This is a genomic window from Dyadobacter endophyticus (assembly GCF_014641595.1).
Classification (GTDB): Bacteria; Bacteroidota; Bacteroidia; order Cytophagales; family Spirosomataceae; genus Dyadobacter; species Dyadobacter endophyticus.
The window spans coordinates 1,122,693-1,148,910 of sequence record NZ_BMIA01000002.1; the positions used below are offsets into that span (position 1 = coordinate 1,122,693).

General features: G+C 48.0%; 22 protein-coding genes. 10 read left to right on the forward strand and 12 right to left on the reverse strand.

Features of this window, described 5'->3' with window-relative positions:
- Positions 1 to 12: 12 nt before the first annotated feature.
- Both IEY24_RS16830 and IEY24_RS16835 read left to right on the forward strand, forming a co-directional pair.
- Complete coding sequence (locus tag IEY24_RS16830; protein WP_188934125.1) at positions 13 to 1,260, forward strand: glycosyltransferase family 4 protein; 1,248 nt, start codon at positions 13 to 15, stop codon at positions 1,258 to 1,260.
- Positions 1,250 to 2,029: a glycosyltransferase family 2 protein gene (locus tag IEY24_RS16835; RefSeq protein WP_188934127.1), complete on the forward strand. Its 780-nt coding sequence runs from the start codon at positions 1,250 to 1,252 to the stop codon at positions 2,027 to 2,029. The genes IEY24_RS16830 and IEY24_RS16835 overlap by 11 nt, the downstream gene beginning before the upstream one ends.
- Before the next feature lie 15 nt (positions 2,030 to 2,044).
- Here IEY24_RS16835 and IEY24_RS16840 read toward each other — a convergent pair whose 3' ends face one another.
- From IEY24_RS16840 to IEY24_RS16860, 5 genes are all read right to left on the reverse strand, one after another.
- Positions 2,045 to 3,349 carry a DUF4302 domain-containing protein gene (locus IEY24_RS16840; RefSeq protein WP_188934129.1) on the reverse strand — a complete coding sequence of 435 codons (1,305 nt, stop codon included), beginning with the start codon at positions 3,347 to 3,349 and terminating at the stop codon, positions 2,045 to 2,047.
- 6 nt (positions 3,350 to 3,355) lie between these two features.
- Complete coding sequence (locus IEY24_RS16845; RefSeq protein ID WP_188934131.1) at positions 3,356 to 4,288, reverse strand: zinc-binding metallopeptidase; 933 nt, start codon at positions 4,286 to 4,288, stop codon at positions 3,356 to 3,358.
- Positions 4,289 to 4,301: 13 nt separating this feature from the next.
- The gene (locus tag IEY24_RS16850; protein WP_188934133.1) at positions 4,302 to 5,774 is read right to left on the reverse strand and encodes a RagB/SusD family nutrient uptake outer membrane protein; all 1,473 of its coding nucleotides are present in this window, start codon (positions 5,772 to 5,774) and stop codon (positions 4,302 to 4,304) included.
- A gap of 28 nt (positions 5,775 to 5,802) precedes the next feature.
- Positions 5,803 to 9,159 (reverse strand): SusC/RagA family TonB-linked outer membrane protein, encoded by a 3,357-nt coding sequence (locus tag IEY24_RS16855; protein WP_188934136.1) that lies wholly within the window; start codon positions 9,157 to 9,159, stop codon positions 5,803 to 5,805.
- Between the two features lie 283 nt (positions 9,160 to 9,442).
- Positions 9,443 to 10,030 (reverse strand): precorrin-2 dehydrogenase/sirohydrochlorin ferrochelatase family protein, encoded by a 588-nt coding sequence (locus tag IEY24_RS16860; protein ID WP_188934138.1) that lies wholly within the window; start codon positions 10,028 to 10,030, stop codon positions 9,443 to 9,445.
- Between the two features lie 108 nt (positions 10,031 to 10,138).
- On the opposite strand from IEY24_RS16860, the gene IEY24_RS16865 reads away from it, so the two are divergent.
- The gene (locus tag IEY24_RS16865) at positions 10,139 to 12,085 is read left to right on the forward strand and encodes an ABC-F family ATP-binding cassette domain-containing protein (protein ID WP_188934139.1); all 1,947 of its coding nucleotides are present in this window, start codon (positions 10,139 to 10,141) and stop codon (positions 12,083 to 12,085) included.
- Positions 12,086 to 12,124: 39 nt separating this feature from the next.
- Here the strand turns inward: IEY24_RS16865 and IEY24_RS16870 are convergent, their stop codons facing one another.
- Positions 12,125 to 12,703 carry a Uma2 family endonuclease gene (locus IEY24_RS16870; RefSeq protein WP_188934141.1) on the reverse strand — a complete coding sequence of 193 codons (579 nt, stop codon included), beginning with the start codon at positions 12,701 to 12,703 and terminating at the stop codon, positions 12,125 to 12,127.
- Between the two features lie 99 nt (positions 12,704 to 12,802).
- On the opposite strand from IEY24_RS16870, the gene IEY24_RS16875 reads away from it, so the two are divergent.
- Positions 12,803 to 14,083 (forward strand): type IX secretion system plug protein, encoded by a 1,281-nt coding sequence (locus IEY24_RS16875; RefSeq protein ID WP_188934144.1) that lies wholly within the window; start codon positions 12,803 to 12,805, stop codon positions 14,081 to 14,083.
- Between the two features lie 12 nt (positions 14,084 to 14,095).
- Complete coding sequence (locus IEY24_RS16880) at positions 14,096 to 14,491, forward strand: hypothetical protein (RefSeq protein WP_188934146.1); 396 nt, start codon at positions 14,096 to 14,098, stop codon at positions 14,489 to 14,491.
- Positions 14,492 to 14,553: 62 nt separating this feature from the next.
- Here the strand turns inward: IEY24_RS16880 and ychF are convergent, their stop codons facing one another.
- Both ychF and IEY24_RS16890 read right to left on the reverse strand, forming a co-directional pair.
- The gene (gene ychF / locus IEY24_RS16885; protein WP_188934148.1) at positions 14,554 to 15,654 is read right to left on the reverse strand and encodes a redox-regulated ATPase YchF; all 1,101 of its coding nucleotides are present in this window, start codon (positions 15,652 to 15,654) and stop codon (positions 14,554 to 14,556) included.
- Positions 15,655 to 15,815: 161 nt separating this feature from the next.
- Positions 15,816 to 16,163, reverse strand: a complete 348-nt coding sequence (locus tag IEY24_RS16890; protein WP_188934150.1) for a DUF3276 family protein — start codon at positions 16,161 to 16,163, stop codon at positions 15,816 to 15,818.
- Positions 16,164 to 16,402: 239 nt separating this feature from the next.
- Here IEY24_RS16890 and IEY24_RS16895 point away from each other — a divergent pair, with 239 nt between their 5' ends.
- Positions 16,403 to 16,858, forward strand: a complete 456-nt coding sequence (locus IEY24_RS16895; RefSeq protein WP_188934152.1) for a septal ring lytic transglycosylase RlpA family protein — start codon at positions 16,403 to 16,405, stop codon at positions 16,856 to 16,858.
- A 7-nt stretch (positions 16,859 to 16,865) separates the two neighbouring features.
- Positions 16,866 to 17,780 carry a DUF58 domain-containing protein gene (locus IEY24_RS16900; protein ID WP_188934154.1) on the forward strand — a complete coding sequence of 305 codons (915 nt, stop codon included), beginning with the start codon at positions 16,866 to 16,868 and terminating at the stop codon, positions 17,778 to 17,780.
- Between the two features lie 27 nt (positions 17,781 to 17,807).
- On the opposite strand, the gene radA is transcribed toward IEY24_RS16900, so the two are convergent.
- Positions 17,808 to 19,181, reverse strand: a complete 1,374-nt coding sequence (gene radA / locus IEY24_RS16905; RefSeq protein ID WP_188934156.1) for a DNA repair protein RadA — start codon at positions 19,179 to 19,181, stop codon at positions 17,808 to 17,810.
- A 165-nt stretch (positions 19,182 to 19,346) separates the two neighbouring features.
- Between radA and IEY24_RS16910 the strand changes: the two genes are divergently transcribed.
- Complete coding sequence (locus IEY24_RS16910) at positions 19,347 to 20,060, forward strand: porin family protein (RefSeq protein WP_188934158.1); 714 nt, start codon at positions 19,347 to 19,349, stop codon at positions 20,058 to 20,060.
- A 112-nt stretch (positions 20,061 to 20,172) separates the two neighbouring features.
- Here IEY24_RS16910 and IEY24_RS16915 read toward each other — a convergent pair whose 3' ends face one another.
- The gene (locus tag IEY24_RS16915; RefSeq protein ID WP_188934160.1) at positions 20,173 to 20,490 is read right to left on the reverse strand and encodes a LytR/AlgR family response regulator transcription factor; all 318 of its coding nucleotides are present in this window, start codon (positions 20,488 to 20,490) and stop codon (positions 20,173 to 20,175) included.
- Positions 20,491 to 20,920: 430 nt separating this feature from the next.
- Between IEY24_RS16915 and pheS the strand changes: the two genes are divergently transcribed.
- Complete coding sequence (pheS, locus tag IEY24_RS16920) at positions 20,921 to 21,961, forward strand: phenylalanine--tRNA ligase subunit alpha (RefSeq protein ID WP_188934162.1); 1,041 nt, start codon at positions 20,921 to 20,923, stop codon at positions 21,959 to 21,961.
- A gap of 70 nt (positions 21,962 to 22,031) precedes the next feature.
- On the opposite strand, the gene IEY24_RS16925 is transcribed toward pheS, so the two are convergent.
- Complete coding sequence (locus IEY24_RS16925) at positions 22,032 to 22,763, reverse strand: esterase family protein (RefSeq protein WP_188934164.1); 732 nt, start codon at positions 22,761 to 22,763, stop codon at positions 22,032 to 22,034.
- Between the two features lie 108 nt (positions 22,764 to 22,871).
- The gene (locus IEY24_RS16930; protein WP_188934166.1) at positions 22,872 to 24,302 is read right to left on the reverse strand and encodes a circularly permuted type 2 ATP-grasp protein; all 1,431 of its coding nucleotides are present in this window, start codon (positions 24,300 to 24,302) and stop codon (positions 22,872 to 22,874) included.
- Between the two features lie 326 nt (positions 24,303 to 24,628).
- Between IEY24_RS16930 and IEY24_RS16935 the strand changes: the two genes are divergently transcribed.
- Entirely contained in the window at positions 24,629 to 26,176 is a 1,548-nt protein-coding gene (locus IEY24_RS16935) for a DUF5723 family protein (RefSeq protein WP_188934168.1), read from the forward strand.
- Positions 26,177 to 26,218: the final 42 nt, after the last annotated feature.

Consider the following 26,218-nt stretch of genomic DNA (forward strand, 5'->3'; position numbering starts at 1 on the left):
GATAGCGATCAAATGGTGCTTCAACTGAGTACTTTTCACTGGGAAGGTGGTGCCGGGGTCGCTGCGGCAAGGTTGCACCAGGCATTGCTTCATGCTGGTGTCGATTCGCATCTGATGGTTTCGCAAATCTCCCGGCCCGGTCCGCAAACGACCGCGTGGGCGGATAGTCCGTGGAAGTCAAAAAAAGCATGGGGAAATTTCGTGCTGGAAAGGCTCAGTTTTCTGCCTTATGAAAAAGACAAATCAGTCCGGTTTGCGTTTTCTCCCGCAACTGCCGGTGCCGATATTACCGACCACCCGCTCGTAAAGCAGGCCAGTATTATTCATTTGCATTGGATCAATTTCGGGTTCCTTTCGCTGAAATCGCTGGAAAAACTCTTCGCGCTCGGAAAACCGATCGTCTGGACATTGCATGATATGTGGACGTTCACTGGCGGTTGCCACTACAACCGGGGTTGTGAGCGCTACCTTTCGCATTGCTGTTATTGCCCCTATCTCAAAAAGCCCGGCGAATATGATATCGCTTTTGCGCAATTCGAGAAAAAGTTAGCGCTCTATCAAAACACTCCCCTTACGCTCATTTCTCCCAGCCGATGGCTGGATGACCTGGTTCAAAAAGCGGTATTGACGAGCGGAAAGCCCTCGCAGGCAATCCCTAACTGCATCGACACCGACTTTTTTAAGCCCGGTAACCGTGCCGAGGCGCGGAAGGCGTTGGGACTGCCTGCCGACAAAAAGCTACTCCTTTTTGCAGGCGCCAACACACAAGACCCGCGTAAAGGATTTACCTACTTTCAGGAAGCCATGCGTGCACCCGGCCTGGCCGATGCCGAAGTGATGATATTAGGTAAAGGGAAGGCCGAAAACTTTGCGCATTTGCCCGTAAAAGCGCATTTCCTCGGTAAGATATCAGATGCAAACCAAATGGTACAAGCATACAATGCCGCCGATGTGCTCATTGTACCGTCGCTGGAAGACAACCTGCCCAACACCATTATGGAGGCGATGGCATGCGGCACACCAGCTGTAGGGTTCGACACCGGCGGTATTCCCGAAATGATCGGACATTTGGAAAGCGGCTTTATAGCGCTGTCTAAATCTGCCTCTACGCTCTCGGAAGGTATCATGTGGGTGTTGAAACACAATGCGGACGGCGCTGTTTCAGAAAATGCACGCAACAAAGTTCTGCAATTGTATTCCGAAGAAGTGATAGCCAGGCAGTATTCCAAACTTTACGACTCCCTGCTCCATGGACAGTAGCCCATTGCTAACGATCATCACCATAACCTTCCAGGCTGAAAAATTTCTCGGCCGAACACTGGGCAGCGTGGAACGAGCTTTGACCCATGTGAAGAATCCCGCGCAATTGGAATACCTGATCATCGACGGCGGTTCGAACGACCGGACGCTCAGCATTGCGGGTCAGTATAACCGTTTCGTCTCCAAAGTTATATCCGAAAAAGACAGAGGCTTATACGATGCTATGAACAAGGGTTTGCGACTTGCTTCCGGTAAATACGTCTGGTTTCTGAATGCGGGAGATGAAGCTTACGATGATCAGACCCTGAAGAACCTGCTATCATCATTTGAAACCGGGGCAGCGGTATATTACAGCGACGCGATGATGGTTCGCGAAGATGGCACCGAAGTGGGTCTGCGCAGTCGTTTTACACCGCATAATTTACCTCAAAACCTTCGCTGGCAAGATTTCGCGCTCGGCATGAAAGTATGTCACCAGGCATTCATCGCCCGGAAAGACATTGCGCCGCTTTACGAATTCGAAAATCTCAGCGCCGACATTGATTGGGAGATCGAATGCCTGAAACGGGCCGAAAGCGTACAATTTCTCGCGTTCGTTCTCTGCCGCTACCTTTTGGGCGGGCTGTCGGTCACGAACCACCGCCGTTCACTTACCGACCGGTATAAAGTATTAAGAAAACATTTCGGGCTTATACCAACGCTGTTCAATCACCTGCGCATATTCTGGCGGGGATATTGGTTCGCCAAAAAGAACGGGAAATACTGGTAAGCGTGCATTCATCTGCTACTGCCAGGTAATCCACGACTTCGCATCTTTTGCACTCACCATGTCATAGGTCTCATCGGATGTCTGGATAAGGTAAAAGCCGCTGGCGTCATACAAAAGCTTCGCCGATTCAATCGCCGGGCCGCTCGTCGGGAGCGTACCGTACCTGCCAGCATCCGTAAATATCGCCCGCCCATCGGCTGTAAAGGTAGGCGTGGCCGGTGCGTGACCGTAATCGAGGAATATGTTCTTTCCATCATAAAAGATCGGTGCGAACAGGTCATTTCGGGATGAAGCACCGGGCTGATAGATGTAGAATGCAAATATCGACTCGCCGGATTTGAGGTCGGCTACTTTGAATGCATCGTCGACTCCGTTGACGTGAAACCCGGTCGCCGATCGCCAGTCACCACCCGATTCTATCGGAGATTGCCACCATCTTCTTGCCGCTGCCAGATCCACCGATATCGGTTTGATCGCACTCACAATCGTCCCATTTGCGCCGCCGCCGGAAAGACCCACCTGGGTCGTGGTGGCATTCCAGGTAATGTTGCTGAAACCCGTGATAGTCTGTGAGCCGTTCACGAGCGGGGAAACGAATGCGAGGCCCGCGGGTGTAAAATAGTAACTGGTTGTAAATGTCTTCGGCGTACTCCCGTTCAGCCAGGTAAGCTTGATACTCCTCGTGGTCTGGTTAACCGTAATTTCGTAAGTATTTGCCCCGAGTGTAACGCGCTTAAAATAAGGCTGATATTTGGCAATATTATTGAAAGCCAACCCTTTGGCCATGTCGCCGTTCGCATATGCGGTTGCCTGTGCCTGCGACGCCTTCGTGAGCACGAGACGGCTCTGGTTTTTACGGCCAACCAATGTAATCACATCCGTTTTCACGGAATCGGGGAAAATGCTGAATTCGAAATCGGATTTAAGCCCTTCACCACGAACACCGTTGTTAACATCTTCGTCGGGGTCAGCCAAAACGTGCAGATAAGAGTAGGTATCAAAGACCAGCACGGGTGTTTGCAGGGCCGACAACCGGTAACTGCTTTCCTTGGATTTAGCGGCCGCTGCATCCGAAAAGTCCGAAAGCATGGTCACCCGGTTCTTGTTATCAAATTTAAAATAAAAGCCATAGCTGCCTCCACCGCCCGGATAAACAACTGCATTCCAGCCGTAGGGTGCCTCCACAAGTTGTTTTTCGTATGAAGCCAACGCTGCGTTCAGACGCACATCCGCAGACTCCTCAAAAACCTTGTCGTCGCTGTTTTCACATGAAAAGAAAACAGTTGTCAGAAACAGCAGGTATAAAAAAGATCTCTTCATCTGGCATTAAAAAAGTTTATTCATCGAAGTCCGCACTCTTTTTTGCAGACTGTAAAAATCAATTTTCCAGGTGTTCTTATAATAGGCTACAATAATAGCCTCTTTTTGCCGCAATGCGGCCTGTGCCTGTGCCTTTGTTACTCCATGAGAGCTTGTTCCCTCGGGAATGGAGTCTACAAGTTTATCAAAGCCTACCTTTCCTTCTGTAAGCATCATTGCAATCATTTCCACAAAATCTTCATCAAAAGCCGAAGAACTGTAAGCAGTAATGAAACCATCGCGTCGTGCGTCGGCGTCATTCCAGTTGATCCAGTTTCCACCCTGGTAGTAGGACTTGGAAATGTTCTTGTACTCTACCGGGTACAGTACTGTTTGGTGCAGAATATGGCCAAATTCGTGGTGGATCGTGTGCAGGAACCAGTCCTTTACAAAAGAAGAGTCTCTTCCCGGGTCATAACCCGTCATTCCCTTGATCTTGAAAAGGTTTACACCATACAAAATCACTTTCCGGCCCCCTTCGGCAGTTCCAAGCGTAATGGAACCCTCCGAGTTGTACTCGTTACTACCAGAGAGGATAAAAAATTTGGGTGAATATTTGTTATAAAACACCTTACCCGCTTCTTCAACATACGGGTTGGTCCATGCTTTTTTGATCGTACTTAGGAGAGGTACCACCTGTGTCTCGTCGGGCGGGACGAGATTTTTGGTGATGTTTCCAAATTCGAACTGGTCCCATTTGTACTGGGCCGAAATATTGTAGGGAGTTACCAGACTATCCTTAATCCATTGATCGATAGGACCTTTCACCCAATCGATACCGCCAAGGCCAGGAATATCGTCCACCTCGCCGATCGAATCCTCTTTACAGGACGTCAACGTTGTGCTAAACAACATGGCAGCGACAACGTAGTATGAAAAATGTTTGATTATGATTTTCATGGTTAAATAGTTTTTACCTTGGATTCTGTGCTATACCTGAAAGTGAAGCCGTCTGTGGGATCTGCAATACCCGGCGGTTATCGCCCGCAGGAACAGCAATCACCACCCCTCCCCTTGTTGTATGTGTTACCGGAGCATTATAGCGTTGAAGGTCAAACCAGCGCATACCTTCCTGTACGAATTCAACCCGTTTGAATGAAAGGACAGTGTTGATGATATTATTCCGCAGATTGCTAGACCCAAAATAGCTCGTCATGCTGCTCGCCGTCACTTTATGCCTGGACGCGTCGTAATTACTGACGCGCTTGCTAATGTATCTGTTCAGGTCGGTAAGGCATGCGGCTGTGTTGTTTAGGTATGCATTCGCTTCGATCCGGTTGAAAAGAACTTCCTCAACAGTAAATATCGGCAGCATCACATAAGGGAAGCCAATCTCTGCATTCACCGATTCACGCACGAAGTATTCGGTCAGTTTTGGGACAAAGTAATTGTTGTCGCCACGATAATAAAGCGGAAATGCCCAACTGCCTCCTCCACTGATGATATTTTCGCTCCCCGAGATTTCCTGCCATTTTGCGTACGTCATTCCGTAACGATAGGTGGCTAAAAATCGTCCATAGTTGGAAGCGGTCTCAACCAGCAGCAAATTGGCGTTCTCGGTTGCGCGCGAGTAGGTATTGAATAGTTCTGCTGGCGACATACTCGAATATGTAGTATTCCAGGGACGCATGTTTTCCACAAAATTATTGCTCGGAAAAGCGGCATTAGCATATTGCAGGACCTTCTGATAATCCTTCTTCACCAGATAGAAACGGCTCGCAAATGCGTTCGCAGCCGCCAGGTTAAAGTGGTATTTGGGGACGGTATAGGCACCGTCGCTGATCAATGGCAGCCCTTCAAGCAAATCCTGCTCAATTTTTTGGTACACACCTGCAACGGTACCGCGTTCGTATTGTTTGATCACCACGTCCTCTGGTACTGTCACATAAGGAATACCCGGACTGTCGTTGGTTTGTTGCGGGTCGAAAAATTTGCAGTAATGGTTCACCAGCATGAAATGTGCATAGGCTCTGGCCAACAATGCTTCTCCACGCTGCGCATTGTAATTTTCAGGGTCCGAAACCTTACTGATAATATCCAACGCCTCGTTTGCAACCGAAACGGCACGATAACATTCGGCCCAGTACGAGTCGGGGGAATCCTGTTCATCGACGGTTGCCTCCACTACTTCAAAGAGGAATGATCCTCGATTTGTCTTATCATCCTCACCTACTCCTTTATCGGCCACATTATCGCTCATACTCTCAGAAAACACAACATAACCTGCCTGAGGATAAGCGGTAGTGAGGAGTTGGGAAACCTTTTTGGGCGTGTTGATGATCGCCCGCGTGCTGTCCGGCTCTTTCGAAAGAAAGTCCTCGCAACCGGCCAGTGCCAGCAGCGGGAGGATCAGCATTATTTTGTTAAAATTTTTGATGGTAGCCATGTCTTCAAAATGAATCGTCCTCAAACCTTTACAATGTCAGTTTCAATGCAACCGTGAACTGCTTCTGAATCGGTTGTGCAACACCACCGGAGTTAAAGAACTCAGGATCCTGACCTTTCAGCTTCTTATCCGAATAAATCAGCCACGGGTTAATCGAAGAAACCTGAATGCTAGCCGCCTTAAAACCGTAACGTGAAATAACCTGCAATGGTAGCTTATATGCCAGTGATACTGATTTCAACCGCACAAAATCGCCTTTCGCCACACGCTCGGTCGAGTAGTTATAGATGTTGTAAGGATAGGTACCTTGCAGATAGAGCAATTCGAGCTGATCGGAAATGGATGGTGTCGCCGGAACTTTTTCATCGCCTGGCATCACCCAACGGTCCAGAAACTCCCTCGGCATCGCATCCAGGTCACTGAATGTACTTTTATACAATGGATTAAGGCGGATCTTGTTGCCTGCCTGATAGGTAAAAAACACGTTCAGCGAAAGCCCCTTGTAAGCGAGCGTGTTGTTAAAACCACCGGTAAAAGGCGGATCAACCGGCCCTTCATATTTGAGATACTTGATATTCTGGTCCTGCAAATACACATCGGAGCTCACCTCTCCGTTCTCGTTAAGGAAAATAGGCACGCCGGTTTTAGGGTTCAAAGCGCGGTAGTCAATTGAGAAAAGGCTACGCACAGGCTTGCCCTGCACATTGGCTCCTTCTGCTTTCACTAGGTCAAAAATACCTGGGCTGTTATCCACATTCGTGATGAGCGTGTGCGAATAGCCAAACGTAATGCGCGAGCGGAAATCCCAGTCACTGGTTTTGAACAATACCCCATCCACAGAAAAGTCGGCGCCGTACGATTCCATATCGGCATAGTTGGCAACCTTGTAGATCTGTCCACCGATGCCCGAAGTCTTAATTTGGTCGATCAGGTCGAAGCTATTACGGATGTAGCCATCGAGCGTAAAATTGATCCGGTTGGCAAACAAACCCACATCCAAACCGACATTACCGCTGTACAACTTTTCCCAGGTCAGCTCGGTATTTTGCAATGCCGCAAGCTGTATCGCCGATTCTTTTTCATCCACATAAGGCCGACGGGTGATGATGCTTTGAAACAATACCGCGGCATTGGTGGCCGGGCCAGTATCTGCCGAAAGCCCGTAACTCAACCGCAGGCGGCCCATGCTAAGCCATTTCAGGTTTTTGAAGAAATTTTCACGGTCGAAATTCCAGGAACCCGCAATCGTGTACGTAGGCAGCCATCGCGCAATAGCCGACTTCCCAAAGCGGTTCGAACCGTCGTATCGCACGTATCCTGTGACGTTATACTTCCCATCCAACGTGTACCCGAGACTTCCATAGAATGCTGCAAAACGCTCGTAGTCCATTTGCATTCCGTAATACTGGAAGTTGGTTTCGATGGTTTGTTTCAAAATGCGGTAATCCACGAAAGGCGTCCCGCCCTGGTCGTACTGGAAGCCGTAGCCCGTATTGTTGGAATTCTGGCGGTTCGTAAATTTCACTTCCTGACCCACTAATGCATTCGCTTCGTGCCGCTCTCCGAATTTCTTGTTGTATCGCAGGTTGTTTCTGATGTTATAGAACAGCATCTGATCCTCGTTACGGTTGTAGAAACCACCGCTGGGCAACACTACCACCGGGTAGGCGTTTGGTACATCGGGGTCAGTGTAGAGATATTTATTGGCCAGTGCGATCGTGGAGTTATCGGCTGCCCGGTATGCATTGGCCATGTTACTGTGCTCGGTAATGGTATGCTCCCGGCCGGTCTGAATGTATCGCAACGCGCCAAGGAAGTCGTAGCTAAGGTTGTCGGTGATTTTGTAGGATAGATTTCCTTGTAGCTTAATATCAGCCAATGTCAGATTGATTCTGTTGTTCGCCAACTCCGAAATAATATTGAACGGCGCGAAATTCCTGCGGAAGTATTCAAGATCGCCGTTCTGGTCGTAAGCGGTGAGCGTCCGGCTGGTATTCAATGCGTAGCTGAACGGGTTAATATCAAAATCGCGGTCGTACTTGCCTTCTACAGGATTGCTTCTTCTGCTCAGCGAACCCGGTGCCTGTTGTCGTCTTACAGAAGCAAGCGTGGTAAGGCCGATGCTCAGGCGGTCGGAGAGCTGGTATGTATTGTTAAAATTGAGGGTGTACCTTTTTACTTTATCGGCAATCGTCCACCCATTGTCATCCAGGTAACTAACCGATGCATACGAACTCGACTTTTCTGTTCCGAACGAAACGCTGAGCGAGTGCTCGTGAATGAAGTTTTGTTTAAAAAGTACATCAAACCAGTCGGTATTCGACTTGGCATAGCCCATTAAAAAATTTCGTTTAGCCTCCGTCGAGTTTTCCAATGGGAAATTACCCTGGCTGTCGCCTGTCATCAGGTTATACATTTTTCCGTAAACCCCGTAATCCGGCTTCGAAAGAATGCCCGAGTTGAGATAGCCCTTTCTTTCCAGCTCGCCCAGCACCGACATTTGCTGCGCCGAGTTCATAATGTTGAAGTTTCGATAGGAAGGAACCAGCTGCGTACTGAAATTGCCGGAATAAGTAATGACCGGTTTGCCGCTCTTTCCTTTTTTGGTCGTAATTACAATCACTCCGTTCATTGCGCGGGCACCGTACAATGCCGCCGCAGCGGCATCTTTCAATATATCGAAAGTCTCGATATCGTTCGGGTTTAGCCCTGCTACCGCCGAGCCGAGCAGCGTCGTAGGGTCGCCGCTGGAAAGCTGGTCGTTTGAAATATTCACAATATCTTCCTGCACAACGCCGTCGATAACCCAAAGCGGCTTGTTGGCACCGTTGAGAGAAGTGGCGCCGCGGATGCGGATTTTGGGTGCGGCCCCGAAAGTTCCGGAGACGTTCTGGATCGAAACACCGGCTGCACGGCCTTCCAGCATCCGGCTGACGTCGGGCAGACCGTCGATCTTCACATCGTCGGTTTTCAGCGTTACGGCCGAACCTGTGAATTTGTCCTTGTTAATCTGCTGAAAACCGGTCACTACCACATCCTGCAAGCCCACCGCATCTTCTGCTAGTTCGATCGTCAGATTCCGGGCCGCCTTCACCTCTTTGGATAAAAAGCCAATCATTGAAATCACAAGGGTTGCATTGTCGTTTACACCCTGCAACACAAATTCCCCTTTTTCATTGGTAACCGTTCCTTTCTGCAAGCCTTTCACCCTCACGGTCGACCCAATTAACGGTTCGCCGGTAGTGCTTTTCACGACACCTTTGACGTCGATATCGGCGGCAAATGCAAAGGAAGAAAACGGAGAAGTGCAAACGGACAGAAAGAAGACACCCAGGAGCAACGCAATAAGCCGACTCAGGCCACTGATCCGATAGAAAAGATTCATATAAATAAGTATAAGTCTAACCCCAAATAACTGTCCGTCCGCCCAAAGCGGGTTTAAAAATTAATAGATTCAATAATACGTATTATCGCACGAAAAGCGAAAACATTCCACCACTGGCGGTGACAAAATTTAAAGTGATTTGATGTGCAGGATCAAAAGAATATATTCAATACGCACAAATTACCGATACTGTGGAGATGCTCAACGTGATTTCAACAAATTATATTTCTAAAAACACTGCAAAATCGCATTTTATTGTACCGATAACGTGATTTAAGCGGCATTAGGAGGCATCTTTTTTCTTTTCAGTCAAAACCGAAGTAATTCGGTTCAGTTCGTCGACCTTGGAAGCAAAATCACCTTTCAGCATATCGCGCACCGCTTTGAGCTGCTCCATGGCCGTTTCGAGGTTGTCGGGGAGCGCTTCTCCGAGTACTTCTTTCAGTCGTTTGGCAAATGTCGGGGACATGCCGTTCGTGGAAATAGCCACTTTTAAGTTACCCTTTCTGACTACCGACGAGAGGTAAAAGTCGCATATATCCGGCGTATCCGCCACATTCGTGAGCATATGCCTGGCACGGGCTGTCTCCGAGATCCGTTTATTCTCTTGCTTGTCGTTCGTGGCGACGATCACCAGGTCCTTTTCCAGCAGGTCTTCCTCCTCAAACTTTCGTACAATTAGATTTATTCGGGAATTGGTGGATGCAATCTCAGTTATTTCCCCCCGGATTTCAGGCGACACGAGCGTTACGCGTGCAAGCGGGGAGTTGTCGAGAACAGCAGTAATTTTTTCCAAACCTACGTAGCCTCCGCCCACAATGAGCGTGTGCAGGTTTTCGAGTTTCAGGAATATCGGGAAGAGATTGTTCATTGATCAAATTTACATAAATAACCCATTCATAACTAAACCCCGAATGCCTTTATAACTATTCCAACATCACGCTTTTTCTATCTGCTTCTTTCCCCGTACCTTTGCACCATGATCGCGATTACGAACCTCAGCTATTTCCTGGGCGACCGTGCATTATACGACGGCGCCTCACTACATATCAAGCCAAAACAAAAGATTGGACTCATCGGACTGAACGGTACCGGGAAGTCTACCCTATTGCGCATGATAAACGGAGAATTCCAGCCCGACGCTGGCTCGATCTCCAAGGCTGGCGACTGCACAATCGGCTTCCTCAATCAGGATTTGCTTTCATACCAAACCGAGGATTCAATCCTTTCGGTGGCAATGCAAGCATTTGAAAGACAAAATGTTCTCCAAGTGCAAATGGATAAGATCCTGCACGACATGGAACACAATTATACCGATGAACTTGTCGATAAGCTTGCACGTGTGCAGGATGAATTCGAGGCATTGGATGGCTATTCGGTACAATCGAAGGCAGAAGCTATCCTGGAAGGTCTGGGCTTCTCGACCGCCGATCTAAACCTGCCGCTGCGCCAGTTCTCAGGAGGATGGCGGATGCGCGTAATGCTCGCGAAGTTGCTTTTGCAAAAGCCGTCGCTCTTAATGCTCGATGAGCCAACCAACCACCTGGACCTTCCATCGATTCAATGGGTGGAGAAATATACCCAGAGCTACGAAGGGGCGGTGATCGTTGTTTCCCACGACAGACAGTTCCTCGACAATACCATTGATACGACCGTGGAAGTAGCAGGCGGGAAACTGAATTACTACGCGGGTAACTATTCCTATTATCTCGAAGAAAAATCGTTGCGTAACGACATTCAGCGTGGCGCTTACGAAAACCAGCAAGCCAAGATCCGCCAGACTGAGCGCTTTATCGAGCGGTTCAAGGCGAAAGCGACCAAATCACGTCAGGTGCAAAGCCGCGTAAAGGCATTGGACCGGATGGACGTCGTCGATCAGGTTATCGATGAGAATGCAAAAGTGCATTTCCGCTTCCAATTTACCACTCAGCCCGGCCGTCACGTATTCCAGCTGGAAGATGCGTCCAAAGCCTATGGTGAAAAAGTGATCCTCGACGCAACCAATGTCAGCATGGAACGCGGCGACAAGATCGCGCTGATCGGCGCTAACGGTCGCGGTAAATCAACAGTGCTCCGGATTGTGGCCGGTACCGAGCCTATTGAAGGAAAAAGAAGGCTGGGACACAATGTTTCGTTTACATTCTACGCCCAGCACCAGCTCGAATCCCTCAACGTTGCGCATAATCTGATCGAGGAATTGAAATATGCCAACCCGACCAAGACCGAAACCGAACTCCGGACCGTGTTGGGATGCTTCCTGTTTACGGGTGATGATGTATTCAAGAAGATCAAGGTACTTTCAGGAGGGGAGAAATCGCGAGTTGCATTGGCTAAGGTATTGCTGTCACAGGCGAACTTCCTGCTGCTCGATGAACCTACCAACCACCTGGATATGCAATCGGTGAATATCCTGATCCAGGCGTTGCAGCAATATGAGGGCAGTTATATCGTCGTTTCCCACGACCGTTATTTTGTTGAGAACATCGCTAACAAGATCTGGTATATTGAAGACCATCAGATCAAGGAATATCCGGGTACTTATGAAGAATATGAAATTTGGGTGGAAGAGCGTGGATTGCAGTCGGCTGTAAGCGAAAAAGTACAGGTAAGCAGCGCGCCGCCGCAAAAAGGCCAGCCTGCATCTGCCAATCCAAATAAAAACAATGGCAAACCCCAATCGAACGAAGATGCTCAGAAGCTAAAAAAAGCGAGAAAGCAGATCGAAGAGCTGGAAGATACAATCAATAATCTCGAAGTAAGAAAAGTAGAGACCGAAGGCAAACTAGCCGATCCGAAGATTTACAACGATTCTGTTGCATTAGCTGAACTGAACCGGTTTTATGCCGACATCAAGCAAAAGCTGGAACAGAGCACGGATGATTGGGAGAATTTAATGCTGGAAGTAGAGGAACTTTCGGGGAAATAGAATAATGTGAAAGGGGGTGAAAAGACTCCCTTTCACATTTTACATCAAGCTTATCGTTTGCCCGTAAATGGTCGTCATTTGTAACGCGAGGCCAATATGGCCGATTTTAATAGTCCCACCAATGTCATAGGCAGCCGACGAAACAAACCACACGCCATCATCGCTTTTGCGGTAAACCTGTGCCCCTACCTGCTGGGAATCAACCAGGACATATTCTGTCAAAGATTTCAGACTTTGATATAAGTAAAACTTTTTTCCCTGATCATAACTCCCGGTACTTGGCGATAACACTTCGACAATCACGGAAGGATTGAGTAGCGTATCCAGATGATCGTCAAGAAATTCTGGCTTACCGCAAACTATTAGGAGATCTGGGTAGGTATATAAAGTGTTCTCGGGGATATGGACACGCATGTCGCTGGATAAGCTTTCACAGTTCTTCCCTTTGAGAAAACCACCTATCTCGATGGAAAGGTTCTCCTTAATCCGATTGTGATTAAATCTCGCTCCCGACATCGCAAATATCTCCCCCCGATAGTACTCGCTTTTGTACTCGGCGGCGCGTTCCAGTTCAAGATATTCTTCTTGCGTGTACATTTTGATCGCTACTGCAGTCATCCTTTCTAATCAAAAATAGTTAATAATCTTCAAATCACCTTTTCCAAACTATATGTACCTTACCGTAAAAAGTATCGTTAGTCATTTAAAAATCCCGAAATGCGTTTAGTCCTATCGATAGTCCTTTTTCTCTTTTGCACACACGCTTACGCGCAGCCGCAGGGGCTTCGCCTGGAAGATTTTATTTATCAGGACAAGATCAAAACCGTGCTTTTGTACCCGGCTCTCGACGATCCTGAAACGCCTACCCGCCTGCTTACGCCACCTATCACGCCATTAAATAACCCCGCGCCGCTGGTACTCGAATTCGACGATCTGACCGGCCAGCCCGAGGGTTATCGCGCCAAAATCATCCATTGCAATGCAGATTGGACCAAGTCCAACCTGAACGATATTGAATTCACTTACGAATTCAATGAATATCCTGTCATTAGATACGATCAGTCGTTCAGCACGAAGGTTCCTTACACGCATTACCGTTTCGAATTGCCTAAATTGAAGCTCCCGGGCAATTATGTAGTCTATGTGTTTTCCGACCGGGACAGAAAACTAATGTTCAGCCGGCGGTTTATGCATTATCAACCGCGCGTAAGCATTAGCGCGCAAGCCCGCTTTTCGCAGGGTATCGAACAGCAGTTCTCGGATCAGCAGATCGATTTCTCAGTTGATTACAAAGGTTACCAGCTCGTTGCGCCACAAACAGATCTGAAGGTGGTGATTCGTAAGAACTTCCGCTGGGACCAGGCGAAGACAAACTACAAGCCAACCAATGTGCGGCCATTTGACCAGAAGCTGGAATACACTTTTTTTGACCTTGAAAACACATTCCAGGGCGGAAACGAATTCAGGTATTTCGATAGCCGCTCGCTTACCGGCCGTGGATATGGTGTAAACGAGATCGAACGAACGGACGAGTTCACAAAGCTATTCCTCTTTCCCGATAAGCCACGAGCGCACGTCCCCTATGTGCAAATAGATGACTTTAATGGCCAGTATATTGTCGATCAGCGCGAATCGGGGCGCGGAAGTGTAGAGGCCGATTATACGCCCGTGGTATTTACATTAAAAACAGAGGAAGATCCTGGCGCGATATTTTATGTAAATGGCGCTTTCAACCTCTGGCAACTCACCGACCATAACAAAATGACATATGACGCCACCGCACAGGCTTATCAGGTCGAAATGATGGTTAAGCAGGGTGTGATCAACTATAACTACACCATGGTCAGAGGCAATCAGAAGCCGGATGAGTCTTACATTGAAGGAAATTTCGCCGCTACCGAAAACGACTATGACATATTGATCTATCACCGCCCGCCTGCCAGCCGGGCCGATCTGCTCGTCGGCTACCGCACCGTGGAATGGAACCGGCGGCGTTAACTACTTAACGTTATGAAATCATCAGCAAACAGCGTCTACCTCACATCGAACCTCTCGATCACCAACGACGAGAATTACATCATCGACTGCCTGGTCGATCACGATGAAATGCCTGCCAATTTCGAGGCCAGTCATGTCATCAGTTTCTATGTGCAGACAGAGCTTTGCCTGGTGCTCTATTTCCCCCAGTTAGACGACCGAGGTTTTCAGATGTATATCGTAGAAGATTTCTCACAGAATATCGACGATCTTGTCTTTCTGCGGGAGATGTTCATGCAGCTGGTCAATGAAGGGCATAATCCGGAGATTTTCAAAAAAGCACATTACAAGGTGGATAGCATTCTGCATATGGCCAAAACGCTTCGAGCGGTGATCCATAAGGACGCTCCGGATTATTATGAAGATTAATAGGTAAAAAAAACAAAGAGCGGCACATGGCCGCTCTTTGAATATCTCAATGAATTTAAAAACTATACGTTGAAACGGAAGTGCATAATATCGCCATCCGCCACGATATATTCCTTGCCTTCCACCGCCATTTTACCAGCCTCTTTTACGGCAGGTTCCGTCTTGTAATGCTCATAATCGGCAATTTTAATTACCTCAGCACGAATGAAGCCTTTTTCAAAGTCGCTGTGGATTACTCCGGCGGCTTGTGGTGCTTTCCAACCCTTCACGATCGTCCAGGCGCGAACTTCCTTCACACCCGCAGTGAAATAGGTAATGAGGTTCAAAAGTGCATAAGAAGCCTTAATCAGCTTACTTAAACCTGATTCCGTCAATCCATATTCGCTCAGGAACATCTCGTGTTCTTCGGGATCTTCGATTTCGGAGATCTGGGATTCGATAGCCGCGCAAAGTACGATCACATCCGCACCTTCATGTTTTACAGCCTCTCTCAGTTTTTCAGAATATTCGTTTCCGGTAAGCATCGAGCCTTCGTCCACATTCGCCACATATAGCACAGGTTTTGCAGTCAGCAATTGCAAATCGCCGATAACCGATTCCTTGGTCTCCGCATCGATTTCAACACTTCTCGCATTCTTTCCTTCTTCGAGCGTCGATTTATACTTTTTCAACCATTCCAATTCGGCCTTCGCCTTGGCGTCGCCTGCGCGAGCCCCTTTTTCCGTCTTCTGGATCTTCTTCTCGATCGATTCCAGGTCTTTCAGCTGCAACTCGGCATCGATAATTTCCTTGTCGAAAACCGGGTCTACGCGGCCTTCCACGTGCACAACGTTGTCGTCGGCAAAACAGCGTACCACGTGTACGATCGCATCCACTTCACGAATATTAGCCAAAAACTTGTTGCCTAATCCCGCCCCCTGGCTCGCGCCTTTCACCAGACCCGCGATGTCCACAAATTCAATGATCGTCGGGATCACCTTTTGAGGACTAACCAGCTTGGTAAGGGTGTCCAGGCGTTCGTCCGGAACGGTCACAACGCCCACATTGGGCTCTATGGTGCAAAAAGGGTAATTGGCAGCTTCGGCTTTGCCGGTAGAAATGGCATTAAAAAGGGTGGATTTCCCAACGTTCGGCAATCCGACAATCCCACATTGAAGACTCATATATGAATGGTAAGCAGTGAACGGCGGCCTCATACCTGCCTGGAAAGCAAAGCATGCCCGCCTGCTGAATAATAATTTTCGCAAAATTACTATTTAGCAGGTACAAAAACCAAAAGCCTTCGTAATCAATTGCGAAGGCTTCTATTCAATATCTTAATTTCTTAATCCCACTTCAGGTCCGACTCTCCTACTACGTCTACCTCGTCTGCTTTGGATTCAAATTGCGAGAAGTCAACCTCCGGCATCAACTCTGTTTTCACGTGATCAACCGCTTCTTTCAATGCCTCCACGAACTTGTCAAAGTCCTCCTTGTACAAAAACATCTTGTGTTTCTCGTACGTAAATCCGTCTCCCTGAGGGTGGCGACGGCTTTCTGTGATGGTAAGATAGTAATCGTTAGATCGCGTAGAGCGAACATCGAAGAAGTAAGTCCGTTTTCCCGCCCTGACCCTTTTGGAGTAGATTTGCTCTCTGTCTTCCACTATGTTTAGTTTTAAATAGGTTTCCAAACGCTAAAATATAAAGTTTATTGCTGCTTCCAAAAAAACCGGAACATATTAGCGATTTGCCGGTTGAGGGTTACAAGCTTAGCTGCTAACCGCGATCAAATTAACTGAAACTTTGCTGGTTTGTTTCGAACTTTTTACTAGTTTTGAAATTCGTGGGTTTTAAAATTGATCTGAAACACCAAAGGAAGATATGAGATAAGGAACTTTTACCTTATTATGTTTCACCTAATACCAGAAAAATGACTTATCGTCGAATTCTGATTCTCACCATGTTAGCGTTTGTCGCGCTGTTACCGGAAGCCATCGCTCAGGTAAAACTCGGCAAAACGGAAACCGGAAATGCCTCCTACTACTCGGCGCGGTTTCACGGCAGGAAAACCTCTTTCGGGGAAGTACATAAAAGCAGTGAATTGCTGGCCGCCCATCGGAGCTATCCGCTCAATACCATGCTAGAAGTGACGAATCTGGAAAACGACGAAAAAGTGATCGTGAGAGTCAACGACCGCGGGCCGTTTTCAAAGCACCGTGTGATCGACCTCAGTAAGGAAGCAGCCCGCCTGCTGGGCATTCTTGCCAAAGGTGTTGCCAACGTTTCGATCAGGGTTGTGGGAATGGAAGGAATGGTGCTCTTGTCACCCAACGAAGAAATCGACCCCAAATCGGGCAAAGTTATTTCCATGAGAAGTAAGCCTTGACGCAATAATGAGTGTCCGCCAACTGGATCTGGCCAAGGTCAGAGAATTCGGAAACCTGGAATTTCTTGCAAAACAGTTGGTAGAAGGTTTTATCACCGGCCTTCACAAGTCCCCGTTTCACGGCTTTTCAGTCGAATTTGCCGAACATCAACTTTACAACACCGGCGAATCCACGCGGAATATCGACTGGAAGGTATTTGCTAAAACGGACCGGCTCTACGTAAAGCGTTACGAAGAAGAAACTAACCTGCGTTGCCATATTTTGCTCGATACGTCGTCTTCGATGTATTATCCGGAAGACAATTATGGCAAAATGACGTTCAGCGTCATGGCTGCGGCAAGCCTGACCTATTTGCTGCAACGGCAGAAAGACGCCGTGAGTCTCTGCACATTTGCTGAACAGATCGAAGTACAAACGGCGGTAAAATCCACGCCCTCGCATGTACATAAGATCATGCTCGAACTGGAACAACAGCTGCAAACCAACCGTCCGCTCCTCAAAACTTCGGTATCCGATGTCCTGCATCAGATTGCCGAAAAAATCCATAAACGGTCGCTGGTGGTCATTTTCAGCGACATGTTTGATAATCTGGAAGAAGCGGAAAAGATCTTCTCTGCATTGCAGCACTTACGGCATAACCTCCACGAGGTGCTGCTTTTCCACGTCACTGATCGTAAAACGGAGGAGAATTTCGCCTTCGAAAACCGGCCTTACGAGTTCGTCGACCTCGAAACAGGTGAAAAAATCAAAGTCCAGCCTGAACAGGTACGCGAATCTTACCAACAGTTTGTGGGCGATTTTTACCAGAAGCTGAAACTGAAATGCGGGCAATATAAGATCGACTTCATCGAAGCGGATATTGCCAAAGGCTTCGATCCTGTATTACTCGCTTATTTAGTGAAGCATTCCAAAATGCGGTAAATCTTCCTGAATGCCGGATACTCAAAGCTATTGATTCAGAAAGAGTGACATAAAAAGCTCGTCGAGATGCGCCACGGGAATGATCTCGATTTTCCCACGTTTCAAATCCAGGCCTTTGCTGTTGTATTTTGAGATGTAAATCTTCTTAAAACCTAGTTTTTCAGACTCGGAAATACGGTTCTCAATTCGGTTCACAGCCCTTACTTCTCCGCCCAGTCCGACTTCCGCCGCAAAACATACGGATGGAGGAATGAATTTATCCTCGTAGGAAGAAACCAGCGACGCCACTACAGCCAAATCAATCGCGGGATCTTCTACTTTCAAACCGCCCGCGACATTTAGGAAAACATCCTGCACACCCAGCCTGAAACCTCCCCTTTTTTCCAAAACAGCCAGCAACATTTGCAAGCGTTTCGCATCAAAGCCGGTACTGCTCCGCTGCGGGGTTCCGTAGGTCGCGACGCTCACCAGTGATTGTATCTCCACCAGCAATGGGCGGTTCCCCTCCATCATCGAACCAATCGCGATGCCGCTAACGGGCTCATCGCGCTGCGAGATCAGGATTTCGGAAGGATTGCTTACCTGGCGAAGGCCCGTTCCCTGCATTTCATATATACCGAGCTCAGAAGTGCTACCGAAACGGTTCTTCATGGTGCGTAAAATCCGGTAAGTATTGTGCCGGTCGCCTTCGAATTGGAGCACGGTGTCTACCATGTGTTCCAGTACTTTCGGTCCGGCCAGCGAGCCGTCTTTGGTAATATGGCCTATCAGGAACACTGGCACACCCATTTCCTTCGCGTACTTCATAAACTCGGCCGTGCATTCACGCACCTGCGACACACTGCCCGCGCCCGACTCGATGTAAGTCGACTGCATGGTTTGAATAGAATCAACAATGAGTATTTCAGGTTGAAAATCTTCTATCTGCCTGAAAATATTCTGAGTTTGGGTGTCAGTGAGGATAAAGCAATTGTCGCTTTTGGCTGTCATGCGCTCAGCCCGCATCTTGATCTGCGCCTCCGATTCCTCACCCGATACGTACAGCACCTTTTTATTTGAAAGCGTCAGCGCGATTTGCAGCATGAGGGTCGACTTTCCGATTCCCGGCTCCCCGCCGATCAGTACCAGAGAGCCTGGCACGATACCTCCACCGAGTACACGGTTCAGTTCCTCATCGAATGTGCGGATACGCGGCTCATTTTCGTAGACAATTTCGGCAATCGCCCGCGGACGACTTGCCAGATTTACCGATTTCCAGGAAACCGCTGTTTTCTTGTCGTCTTTTTCAATAACTTCCTGTACGAACGTATTCCACTCGCCGCACGACGGACATCTGCCGACCCATTTTGGCGAATTATACCCACATTCCTGACAAAAATATGCTGTTTTGGCTTTGGCCATAATAGAATAGTCTAATTTATATCCTCTTGGTGACTAACGTAATTCGGATGATATTAATCCAATATTTGCATGTTTCGGCCACAAAATCAAAAAAAATATAGGATAGGTATAGTTTTTTGCAAATTGGCGTTATTAACCTGTTTTACTTAAAAAATCATATTATCCATGGACATCCTAACAAAAGTAGCCTGTGCCTGTTTGCTCTGCATTTTCACATTCTCAAATGTGCAGGCCCAGAAAAAAGGTTTTGCGTTTGGTATCAAGGGAGGGGTGAACTTGTCGCGGCTTTCAATGGGCGATGTTTTCACGACACGCTACGATGATCAGGGAAATCCATATCTCGGATATGATGGAAAAGAGGTACGGGATAACCTGAAAGAAAGTTTCAATACCAGGACGGGCGCGGTAGGCGGCATCTGGATGCGCTTTGGTAAAACGTTGTTCATTCAACCTGAGGTACTGGTATCAACCAAAGGTGGCTCGTTCAAAATAATCCAGCATGACCAGGAAACACCGGTTGAAAAAACGATCAATGTCAAATACAGCAATATCGACGTCCCATTACTGATCGGTTTGAAAGGGGGCCCATTCCGGATTCTTGCAGGGCCGGTTACTTCGTTCCGCATCGGCGACAACCAGCGGCTGCGCGATGCGTTCAAATACTACACTTCCGATTTAAACAATGCAATGTCGCAAGCGACTTTCGGTTACCAGCTCGGCGCGGGTCTTGACCTTGGCAATTTTAGTCTGGATGTAAGAAAAGAAGGTTCCTTCACCAACCTGGCATCATTTCAGGTAAGCGGCCAGCAGGCAACAGGCGGCTCCGTGAAGCAGAAAGTAAGTTCCTGGCAGGTGACGTTGGGGTTGAAGATTTTTTAATTTTGAATGAGTGAATGACTCATCCCCCAAAAACAAAACGAGCAGCCTTCGATCGAGCGATGGCTGCTGTTTTTATGAATAACCCACTAATTTAATTCACCAAAATATCTTCTTATGCACTGATGCGAATGAGGTTGGTGTGATCCAGAAGACCGGACACCTCTTTAATTTTTCTGCGTGATACCACTACTTCTTTGCCGCATGAGAGTTTCAGCATGCGATCGTCTTCCAGACGCTCTACCACGTAGTCGGCATTCACGAGGTATGATTTATGAACGCGTAGAAATTTATCGCTTAACTGCTCTGCCAGAGATTTCAACGTTTTTGACACCAGGTACTTCTTACCGTTATTCGTATATATGAATGTATAGTTACCTTCACCTTCAAGGAAAGTGATTACGTCGGGTGTCAAGAAGATCGTTCTGCCCATTGATTGGACTGAGATATAAGAACGGCTGTCGCTGTATGATCTCTCTGACAGGTTGGGGCGAGTAAAGCTTGGAAAATTTTTCATGGTAACTACGCTGATATTGTTGTGATTTCTTGTTTCAAAATTAGCACATCGTGTAGTGTTCATGAAATACGTAAAAGTACGCATAGCAACCAAAGTGATTGATAATCAGGTATTTAAATAAAGTGAGATTTGTAAAATGACGTAAGCGACCTTAGTAAAATACGTAATTTTACGTAGTACTTGAAACGTGGACTTTTATCATAAACCGTCCCTATAAACGTTTCAGCGCTATTTCATTTCTGCCCGCGAGTGAACTTTCGTTATCTTTGCAGAAATTCAGGGGCCCCCGAAAAGGGCCTCCCGCCACAATAGCGGCGGCCCAACTCACCAATAACAACAAGCTTTTATGATTACCGAGCGGGTAAAGGAGTTAGTTTCTGAAATCGAACAGGCAGCGGTTAGCAACAAAGAACAGCTGGAAGCTTTCAGGTTAAAATATATCAGTAAAAAAGGCGCAGTAACAGAGCTTTTTGATAACCTCAAAAACATCCCTCAGGAAGACCGGCGCGCAGTTGGGCAGGAATTGAATACGCTCAAAAACCTCGCGCAAACGCGTTTCCTGGATTTTCAAACGGCACTCGAAAACTCTACGGACAGCAACCCCGAAATGCTGATCGACCTCACTTTGCCAGTAACTCCAAACTTGCAGGGAAGCCTCCATCCGCTAACCATTGTTCGTCGGAGGATCATCGAGATCTTCGAACGCATGGGCTTCAACGTGTCTTACGGGCCAGAAATCGAGAAGGATTGGTACAATTTCAGTGCATTGAACTTCGCCGACAACCACCCGGCGCGTGAAATGCAGGATACATTCTTTATTTCCAAAAGCGAGGGCGATGTAAAAGACGACATCCTGCTGCGTACGCACACGTCCAACGTGCAGGTACGCCTGATGGAGCGCCAAAAGCCGCCGATCCGTTCCATTATGCCGGGTCGTGTGTTCCGTAACGAAGCGATTTCAGCTCGTGCGCATTGCGTTTTCCACCAGGTAGAGGGCCTTTATGTGGATAAGAACGTAAGCTTCAAAGACCTCAAGGATACATTGTATCACTTTGCGAAAGAAATGTTCGGAAAGGATTCCAGGATCCGCCTCCGTCCGTCTTACTTCCCGTTTACCGAGCCTAGCGCCGAAATCGATGTTTCCTGCTTTATCTGCGGGGGAAAAGGCTGCAATGTTTGCAAGCACACCGGCTGGGTCGAAATCGCCGGTTCAGGAATGGTAGATCCGAACGTGTTGGAAAACTGCGGCATCGACAGTGAAGAATACACCGGTTTCGCATTCGGGATGGGTATCGAGCGCATCACTATGTTGCGTTACGGCATCAACGACCTCCGCTTGTTTACAGAAAACGACGTCAGGTTCCTGCGGCAATTCGAAGGCGCGTGATTTGAAATACTTTAAAAGCAAATGCCCTGGAATGTGAGTATTTCAGGGCATTTGCTTTTAGTATATTGTATCAAAACCTGGTTTCCAGATAGTAAGGAAGCATTTTCTTCCAGGCCCACCAGTCGTGAGGGATGTCGCTTCCCCAGATATCCAGCTCATGCGGCACGTTTTTCGAAGCCAGGATCGAGGAAATGTGTCTCGAATAATCCGGCACCTCATAGGCACCGGAGCCAGTGATGAAATGGATATGGCGGCTATCGCGGTACATCTGCAAATGCCACTCCGCTTTCAAATTGGGCAGGTAATGCACCGGCGAGTTGAAATATACATTATCATCGTAATAACCGTCGGTATAAACGCTCAGGTCGTAACAGCCGCTCATCGCGATCACTCCGTGGATGTAATCGGGATGCTTGAAAAACAGGTTGGCCGCATGCAACGCGCCGAACGAGGCACCCGCCGCAATGATCTCATTATCCGGGCTGGTGTCCTGCTTGATAAACGGCACCACCTCCTTGATCACGTAATCGTTAAACGCCTGGTGCCGGACAGCTTTGTCGTAGCCATGCATATGTGGATTCAGCCAGCTCTCGGCGTTGATACTGTTAATGCAATACACCTTCACCTTACCGGTATAAATATAAGGCTCGATGCTCTCGATCAACCCGTTCCGTTCATATTCCAGGAAATCCGATGCTGCCGTTGGGATGAGCAGCAGCGCAATTCCATAGTGCCCGTAAACGGCAATTTCCATTTCCTTGTTAAGCGCCGGACTAAACCATCCGGTTATATGGCGTTGCATTGTTTAATCATTTAAGTTACTGACTATTCCAAAAGGCAGTTCAAACAAGTTTATCAAAAAATATAAACCGTTATCATGAACAGCCTGCCAGTAACTGTTAATGATAACTTAATACAATACCCAGGTGTCTTTTCCGCCGCCACCCTGCGACGAGTTCACCACTAGCGATCCCTTACGCAACGCTACGCGGGTAAGTCCACCCGGGATCACGCTCACGTCATCGCCATATAATATGTAAGGCCGGAGGTCGACGTGCCGTCCTTCGGCGTGTCCCTCGACCATGCAAGGCACCCTTGATAGTGAAATCGTTGGCTGGGCAATATAATTCCGCGGATTGTCCTTTATTTTCTGACGAAAAAGTTCGTGTTCTTCTTCGGTCGCCTTAGGGCCGATGAGCATTCCGTACCCTCCGGCTTCATTGGCTTCTTTTACAACCAGTTCTGAAATATTCTCAAGAACGTAGTTCATATCATCCTCTTCGCCGCAGATGTAGGTCTTTACGTTCGGAATAATCGCTTCTTCGCCCAGGTAATACTTGATAATGCGCGGCACGTATGCGTACACCACCTTATCATCGGCCACGCCCGTTCCCGGCGCGTTGGCCAGTGCCACGCGTCCTTTTTTATACACCTCAAATATGCCGGGAATACCGATCAGCGAATCCTCCCGGAATGATTCCGGGTCCATGAAAGTATCGTCGATCCGGCGATAAATCACATCCACGATCTGCAAGCCATTGGTTGTCCGCATTTTGACATAACCATCCGACACCACGAGGTCGCGCGCATCCACAAGTTCCACTCCCATCTGCTGTGCCAGATACGAATGTTCGAAATAGGCCGAATTATAGATACCTGGTGTTAACACGGCCACAGTCGGATTAGGACGGTCGGCCAGGTGTTGCAGCATTTGCAGCAGGCGGGTCGGATAATCAGACACCGGTCGCACACCCGTGCGGGCCAAAACGTCAGGGAAAATCTGTTTCGACAACTCCCTGTTTTCCAGCATATAAGAAACTCCCGACGGGCAACGCAGGTTATCTTCCAAAACCATGAACGTCCCGTCATCGCCTTTGATAAGGTCGGTACCGGTAATATGGCACCAGATTCCCTTCGGCGGTTTCAGGCCAATGCAAGGTTTGAGAAAGCATTTACTCGACTCGATCAGCTCGCGTGGCACCACGCCGTCATTCAATATATTCTGTTCGTTGTACACGTCGTCAATGAACATATTTAATGCCTTGATCCGCTGTTTCAGACCTTTTTCAAGCCATTCCCACTCCGCATTCGACAGCACACGAGGAATGATGTCGATAGGCATAATGCGCTCGGTGCCCTCACCTTCCGAATACACATTAAAAGTGATGCCCATCGATAACAGCGCGCGCTCGGTAGCTAGCTGGCGGTTGGTAAGATCTTCGTGCGTCAGATTTTCAAATTTGTTCTTCAAATGCTCATAGCCCTGACGTATTTCTCCCTCCGGGGTAAACATTTCATCGAAAAAATTTTCTATTTGATAATTTGAAAATGAAAAATTCATACAATTCAAAATTTGAATAAGTCAATACCGATAGTTCACAGAACAATATATGGTCAATGTATGAATTACCAAAACAAATACCAACAGGCATCGACTCACCGGCTTACCCTGCACTTCCCGGAAAAAGCCAAAAAGCGCCTAATCCATTGAGGGTGACAAGTTACCAAGGAGCAACCGTTTGCGCATTTCCTCCGTATTAAAATCGTGCCGCCAAGCGTTATGGAATATTATTTACGCATTCAGTAAACAATGTTGCAAGTCAGTGCCGTTAGCATTTTATTTGTAACCTGATAAATGTCGGCCACCCCTACCGAATTACGTTCCTTATGCAAAAAAGCTGGTTATCCATATTAGGACTGGTGTGCGGATTAACCATCAACGCCCAAGCCCAGCATTTGCCGGGCACGGCCATGAGCAATTTTGCCGGAACGAACGCATTGTACCATAATCCGGCATTTGTGGCCGACAGCCGTTACAGTATCTATGTAAACCTGGTCGGTACACAATTTTACACCGCAAACAACCACGTCAAATACGAAGCACCATACTCGTTCCTGAGCCTGATTACCAACACTGTTCCTGCCAAATACCATAATGAAAGGGGCATGTTACTTTTCCCCCGCTCCTACCTGGGTGAAAAGCTGAACGGCAACAAGAAGTATCTGAACGCGGGCGGCGACACGCGCCTGCCCTCGGTTATGTTCAATATGTTTAAAGGGCGGATCGGCGTGGGAATTTCAACACGGGTTCGTTATATCCTCAACACCTCGCAGGTAACCGAGCCACTTGCCCGCCTGATCAGCAAGACCACACAGTTCAAGGATTTGCAGGAGCAGGTATATGAGCACCAATCAGGCCGGTTACATCTGAATGGCCTTGGTGAGGTGGCATTTACGCTGGGCGGCACCGTTTTCGATGATGAAACGGATTACCTTAAAGTAGGTATAACAATCAAAAGGCTGCTGGGCCTTTACAATGCCCACGCCATTATCGACAATTCGTCGTACGACATCCAGCCGGACGCCACCTGGGAAAACAAGCGGCAGTATATTAATGTAAACGAAATCAATGTGCGCTATGCGCTCACGCGTGACGAAGGTTTTCAGAATGTGAAACCCTCGCCCGCCTGGCTTTTCGGGGGCGCACCTCCCGGAAGTGGCTGGGGTTTCGATCTCGGGGCTGTTTACGAATACCGGCCCGACGTTCATAAGGTCACCTATCGTGAAAGGGGTGAGCGCAAACGTGACGCATCGAAGAACAAATACCTGTACCGGATTGCCGTGTCCCTGACCGATATCGGCCGTGTCCATTTCAAAAACCCGGCCTACATTCTGCAACAGGAGACGCACACCACCAATAAGGAATTCCGCTACGACACCTTCCAGAAGCTCAAAGGCTCTGAGGGCATTTTCAACGCGATCAACTCATCGTTGGATGGCGGCGAACCGCTTGCGCCCAATTTCAAATCGGTATTACCGATGGCATTTCAGGCAAGTGTGGATTATAATGTAAAACCGAATGTGTATGTCAATGGACTCTGGGTGCAGAATCTGATAACGCAGGGCGCATTTGGAATGAAAGCAGAGTCCTACATCGGCGTTACGCCCCGCTACGAACACAAATGGTACGAAATATCGGTCCCACTGTCGCTCATGAACCGTTACCGTTCACCGGCTATCGGGCTCGCGGGCCGCATAGGCCCCCTCTGGGTCGGCACCGACCATCTCACAGGGCTCTTGAACATCGGTAATCCCAGAGCATTCAATTTATATTTCGGCATTTCGGGCGGATTATTCAGGAGACCGCCAGAGTCGCAGAACCAATGCTGGCCGCCACAGGATTCATGGCTTCGCCGCATTTTTTCTAAACGATAAATTTCGCTTCAACGTTATCAATGGATATGGTACGATTTCCAC

Excerpts from the sequence above, each read along its gene's own strand:
- IEY24_RS16830 (WP_188934125.1), top strand. The coding sequence starts at position 13 with ATGGTGCTTCAACTGAGTACTTTTCACTGGGAAGGTGGTGCCGGGGTC.
- IEY24_RS16835 (WP_188934127.1), top strand. The coding sequence starts at position 1,250 with ATGGACAGTAGCCCATTGCTAACGATCATCACCATAACCTTCCAGGCT.
- IEY24_RS16840 (WP_188934129.1), bottom strand. The coding sequence starts at position 3,349 with ATGAAGAGATCTTTTTTATACCTGCTGTTTCTGACAACTGTTTTCTTT.
- IEY24_RS16845 (WP_188934131.1), bottom strand. The coding sequence starts at position 4,288 with ATGAAAATCATAATCAAACATTTTTCATACTACGTTGTCGCTGCCATG.
- IEY24_RS16850 (WP_188934133.1), bottom strand. The coding sequence starts at position 5,774 with ATGGCTACCATCAAAAATTTTAACAAAATAATGCTGATCCTCCCGCTG.
- IEY24_RS16855 (WP_188934136.1), bottom strand. The coding sequence starts at position 9,159 with ATGAATCTTTTCTATCGGATCAGTGGCCTGAGTCGGCTTATTGCGTTG.
- IEY24_RS16860 (WP_188934138.1), bottom strand. The coding sequence starts at position 10,030 with ATGAACAATCTCTTCCCGATATTCCTGAAACTCGAAAACCTGCACACG.
- IEY24_RS16865 (WP_188934139.1), top strand. The coding sequence starts at position 10,139 with ATGATCGCGATTACGAACCTCAGCTATTTCCTGGGCGACCGTGCATTA.
- IEY24_RS16870 (WP_188934141.1), bottom strand. The coding sequence starts at position 12,703 with ATGACTGCAGTAGCGATCAAAATGTACACGCAAGAAGAATATCTTGAA.
- IEY24_RS16875 (WP_188934144.1), top strand. The coding sequence starts at position 12,803 with ATGCGTTTAGTCCTATCGATAGTCCTTTTTCTCTTTTGCACACACGCT.
- IEY24_RS16880 (WP_188934146.1), top strand. The coding sequence starts at position 14,096 with ATGAAATCATCAGCAAACAGCGTCTACCTCACATCGAACCTCTCGATC.
- ychF (WP_188934148.1), bottom strand. The coding sequence starts at position 15,654 with ATGAGTCTTCAATGTGGGATTGTCGGATTGCCGAACGTTGGGAAATCC.
- IEY24_RS16895 (WP_188934152.1), top strand. The coding sequence starts at position 16,403 with ATGACTTATCGTCGAATTCTGATTCTCACCATGTTAGCGTTTGTCGCG.
- IEY24_RS16900 (WP_188934154.1), top strand. The coding sequence starts at position 16,866 with ATGAGTGTCCGCCAACTGGATCTGGCCAAGGTCAGAGAATTCGGAAAC.
- radA (WP_188934156.1), bottom strand. The coding sequence starts at position 19,181 with ATGGCCAAAGCCAAAACAGCATATTTTTGTCAGGAATGTGGGTATAAT.
- IEY24_RS16910 (WP_188934158.1), top strand. The coding sequence starts at position 19,347 with ATGGACATCCTAACAAAAGTAGCCTGTGCCTGTTTGCTCTGCATTTTC.
- IEY24_RS16915 (WP_188934160.1), bottom strand. The coding sequence starts at position 20,490 with ATGGGCAGAACGATCTTCTTGACACCCGACGTAATCACTTTCCTTGAA.
- pheS (WP_188934162.1), top strand. The coding sequence starts at position 20,921 with ATGATTACCGAGCGGGTAAAGGAGTTAGTTTCTGAAATCGAACAGGCA.
- IEY24_RS16925 (WP_188934164.1), bottom strand. The coding sequence starts at position 22,763 with ATGCAACGCCATATAACCGGATGGTTTAGTCCGGCGCTTAACAAGGAA.
- IEY24_RS16930 (WP_188934166.1), bottom strand. The coding sequence starts at position 24,302 with ATGAATTTTTCATTTTCAAATTATCAAATAGAAAATTTTTTCGATGAA.
- IEY24_RS16935 (WP_188934168.1), top strand. The coding sequence starts at position 24,629 with ATGCAAAAAAGCTGGTTATCCATATTAGGACTGGTGTGCGGATTAACC.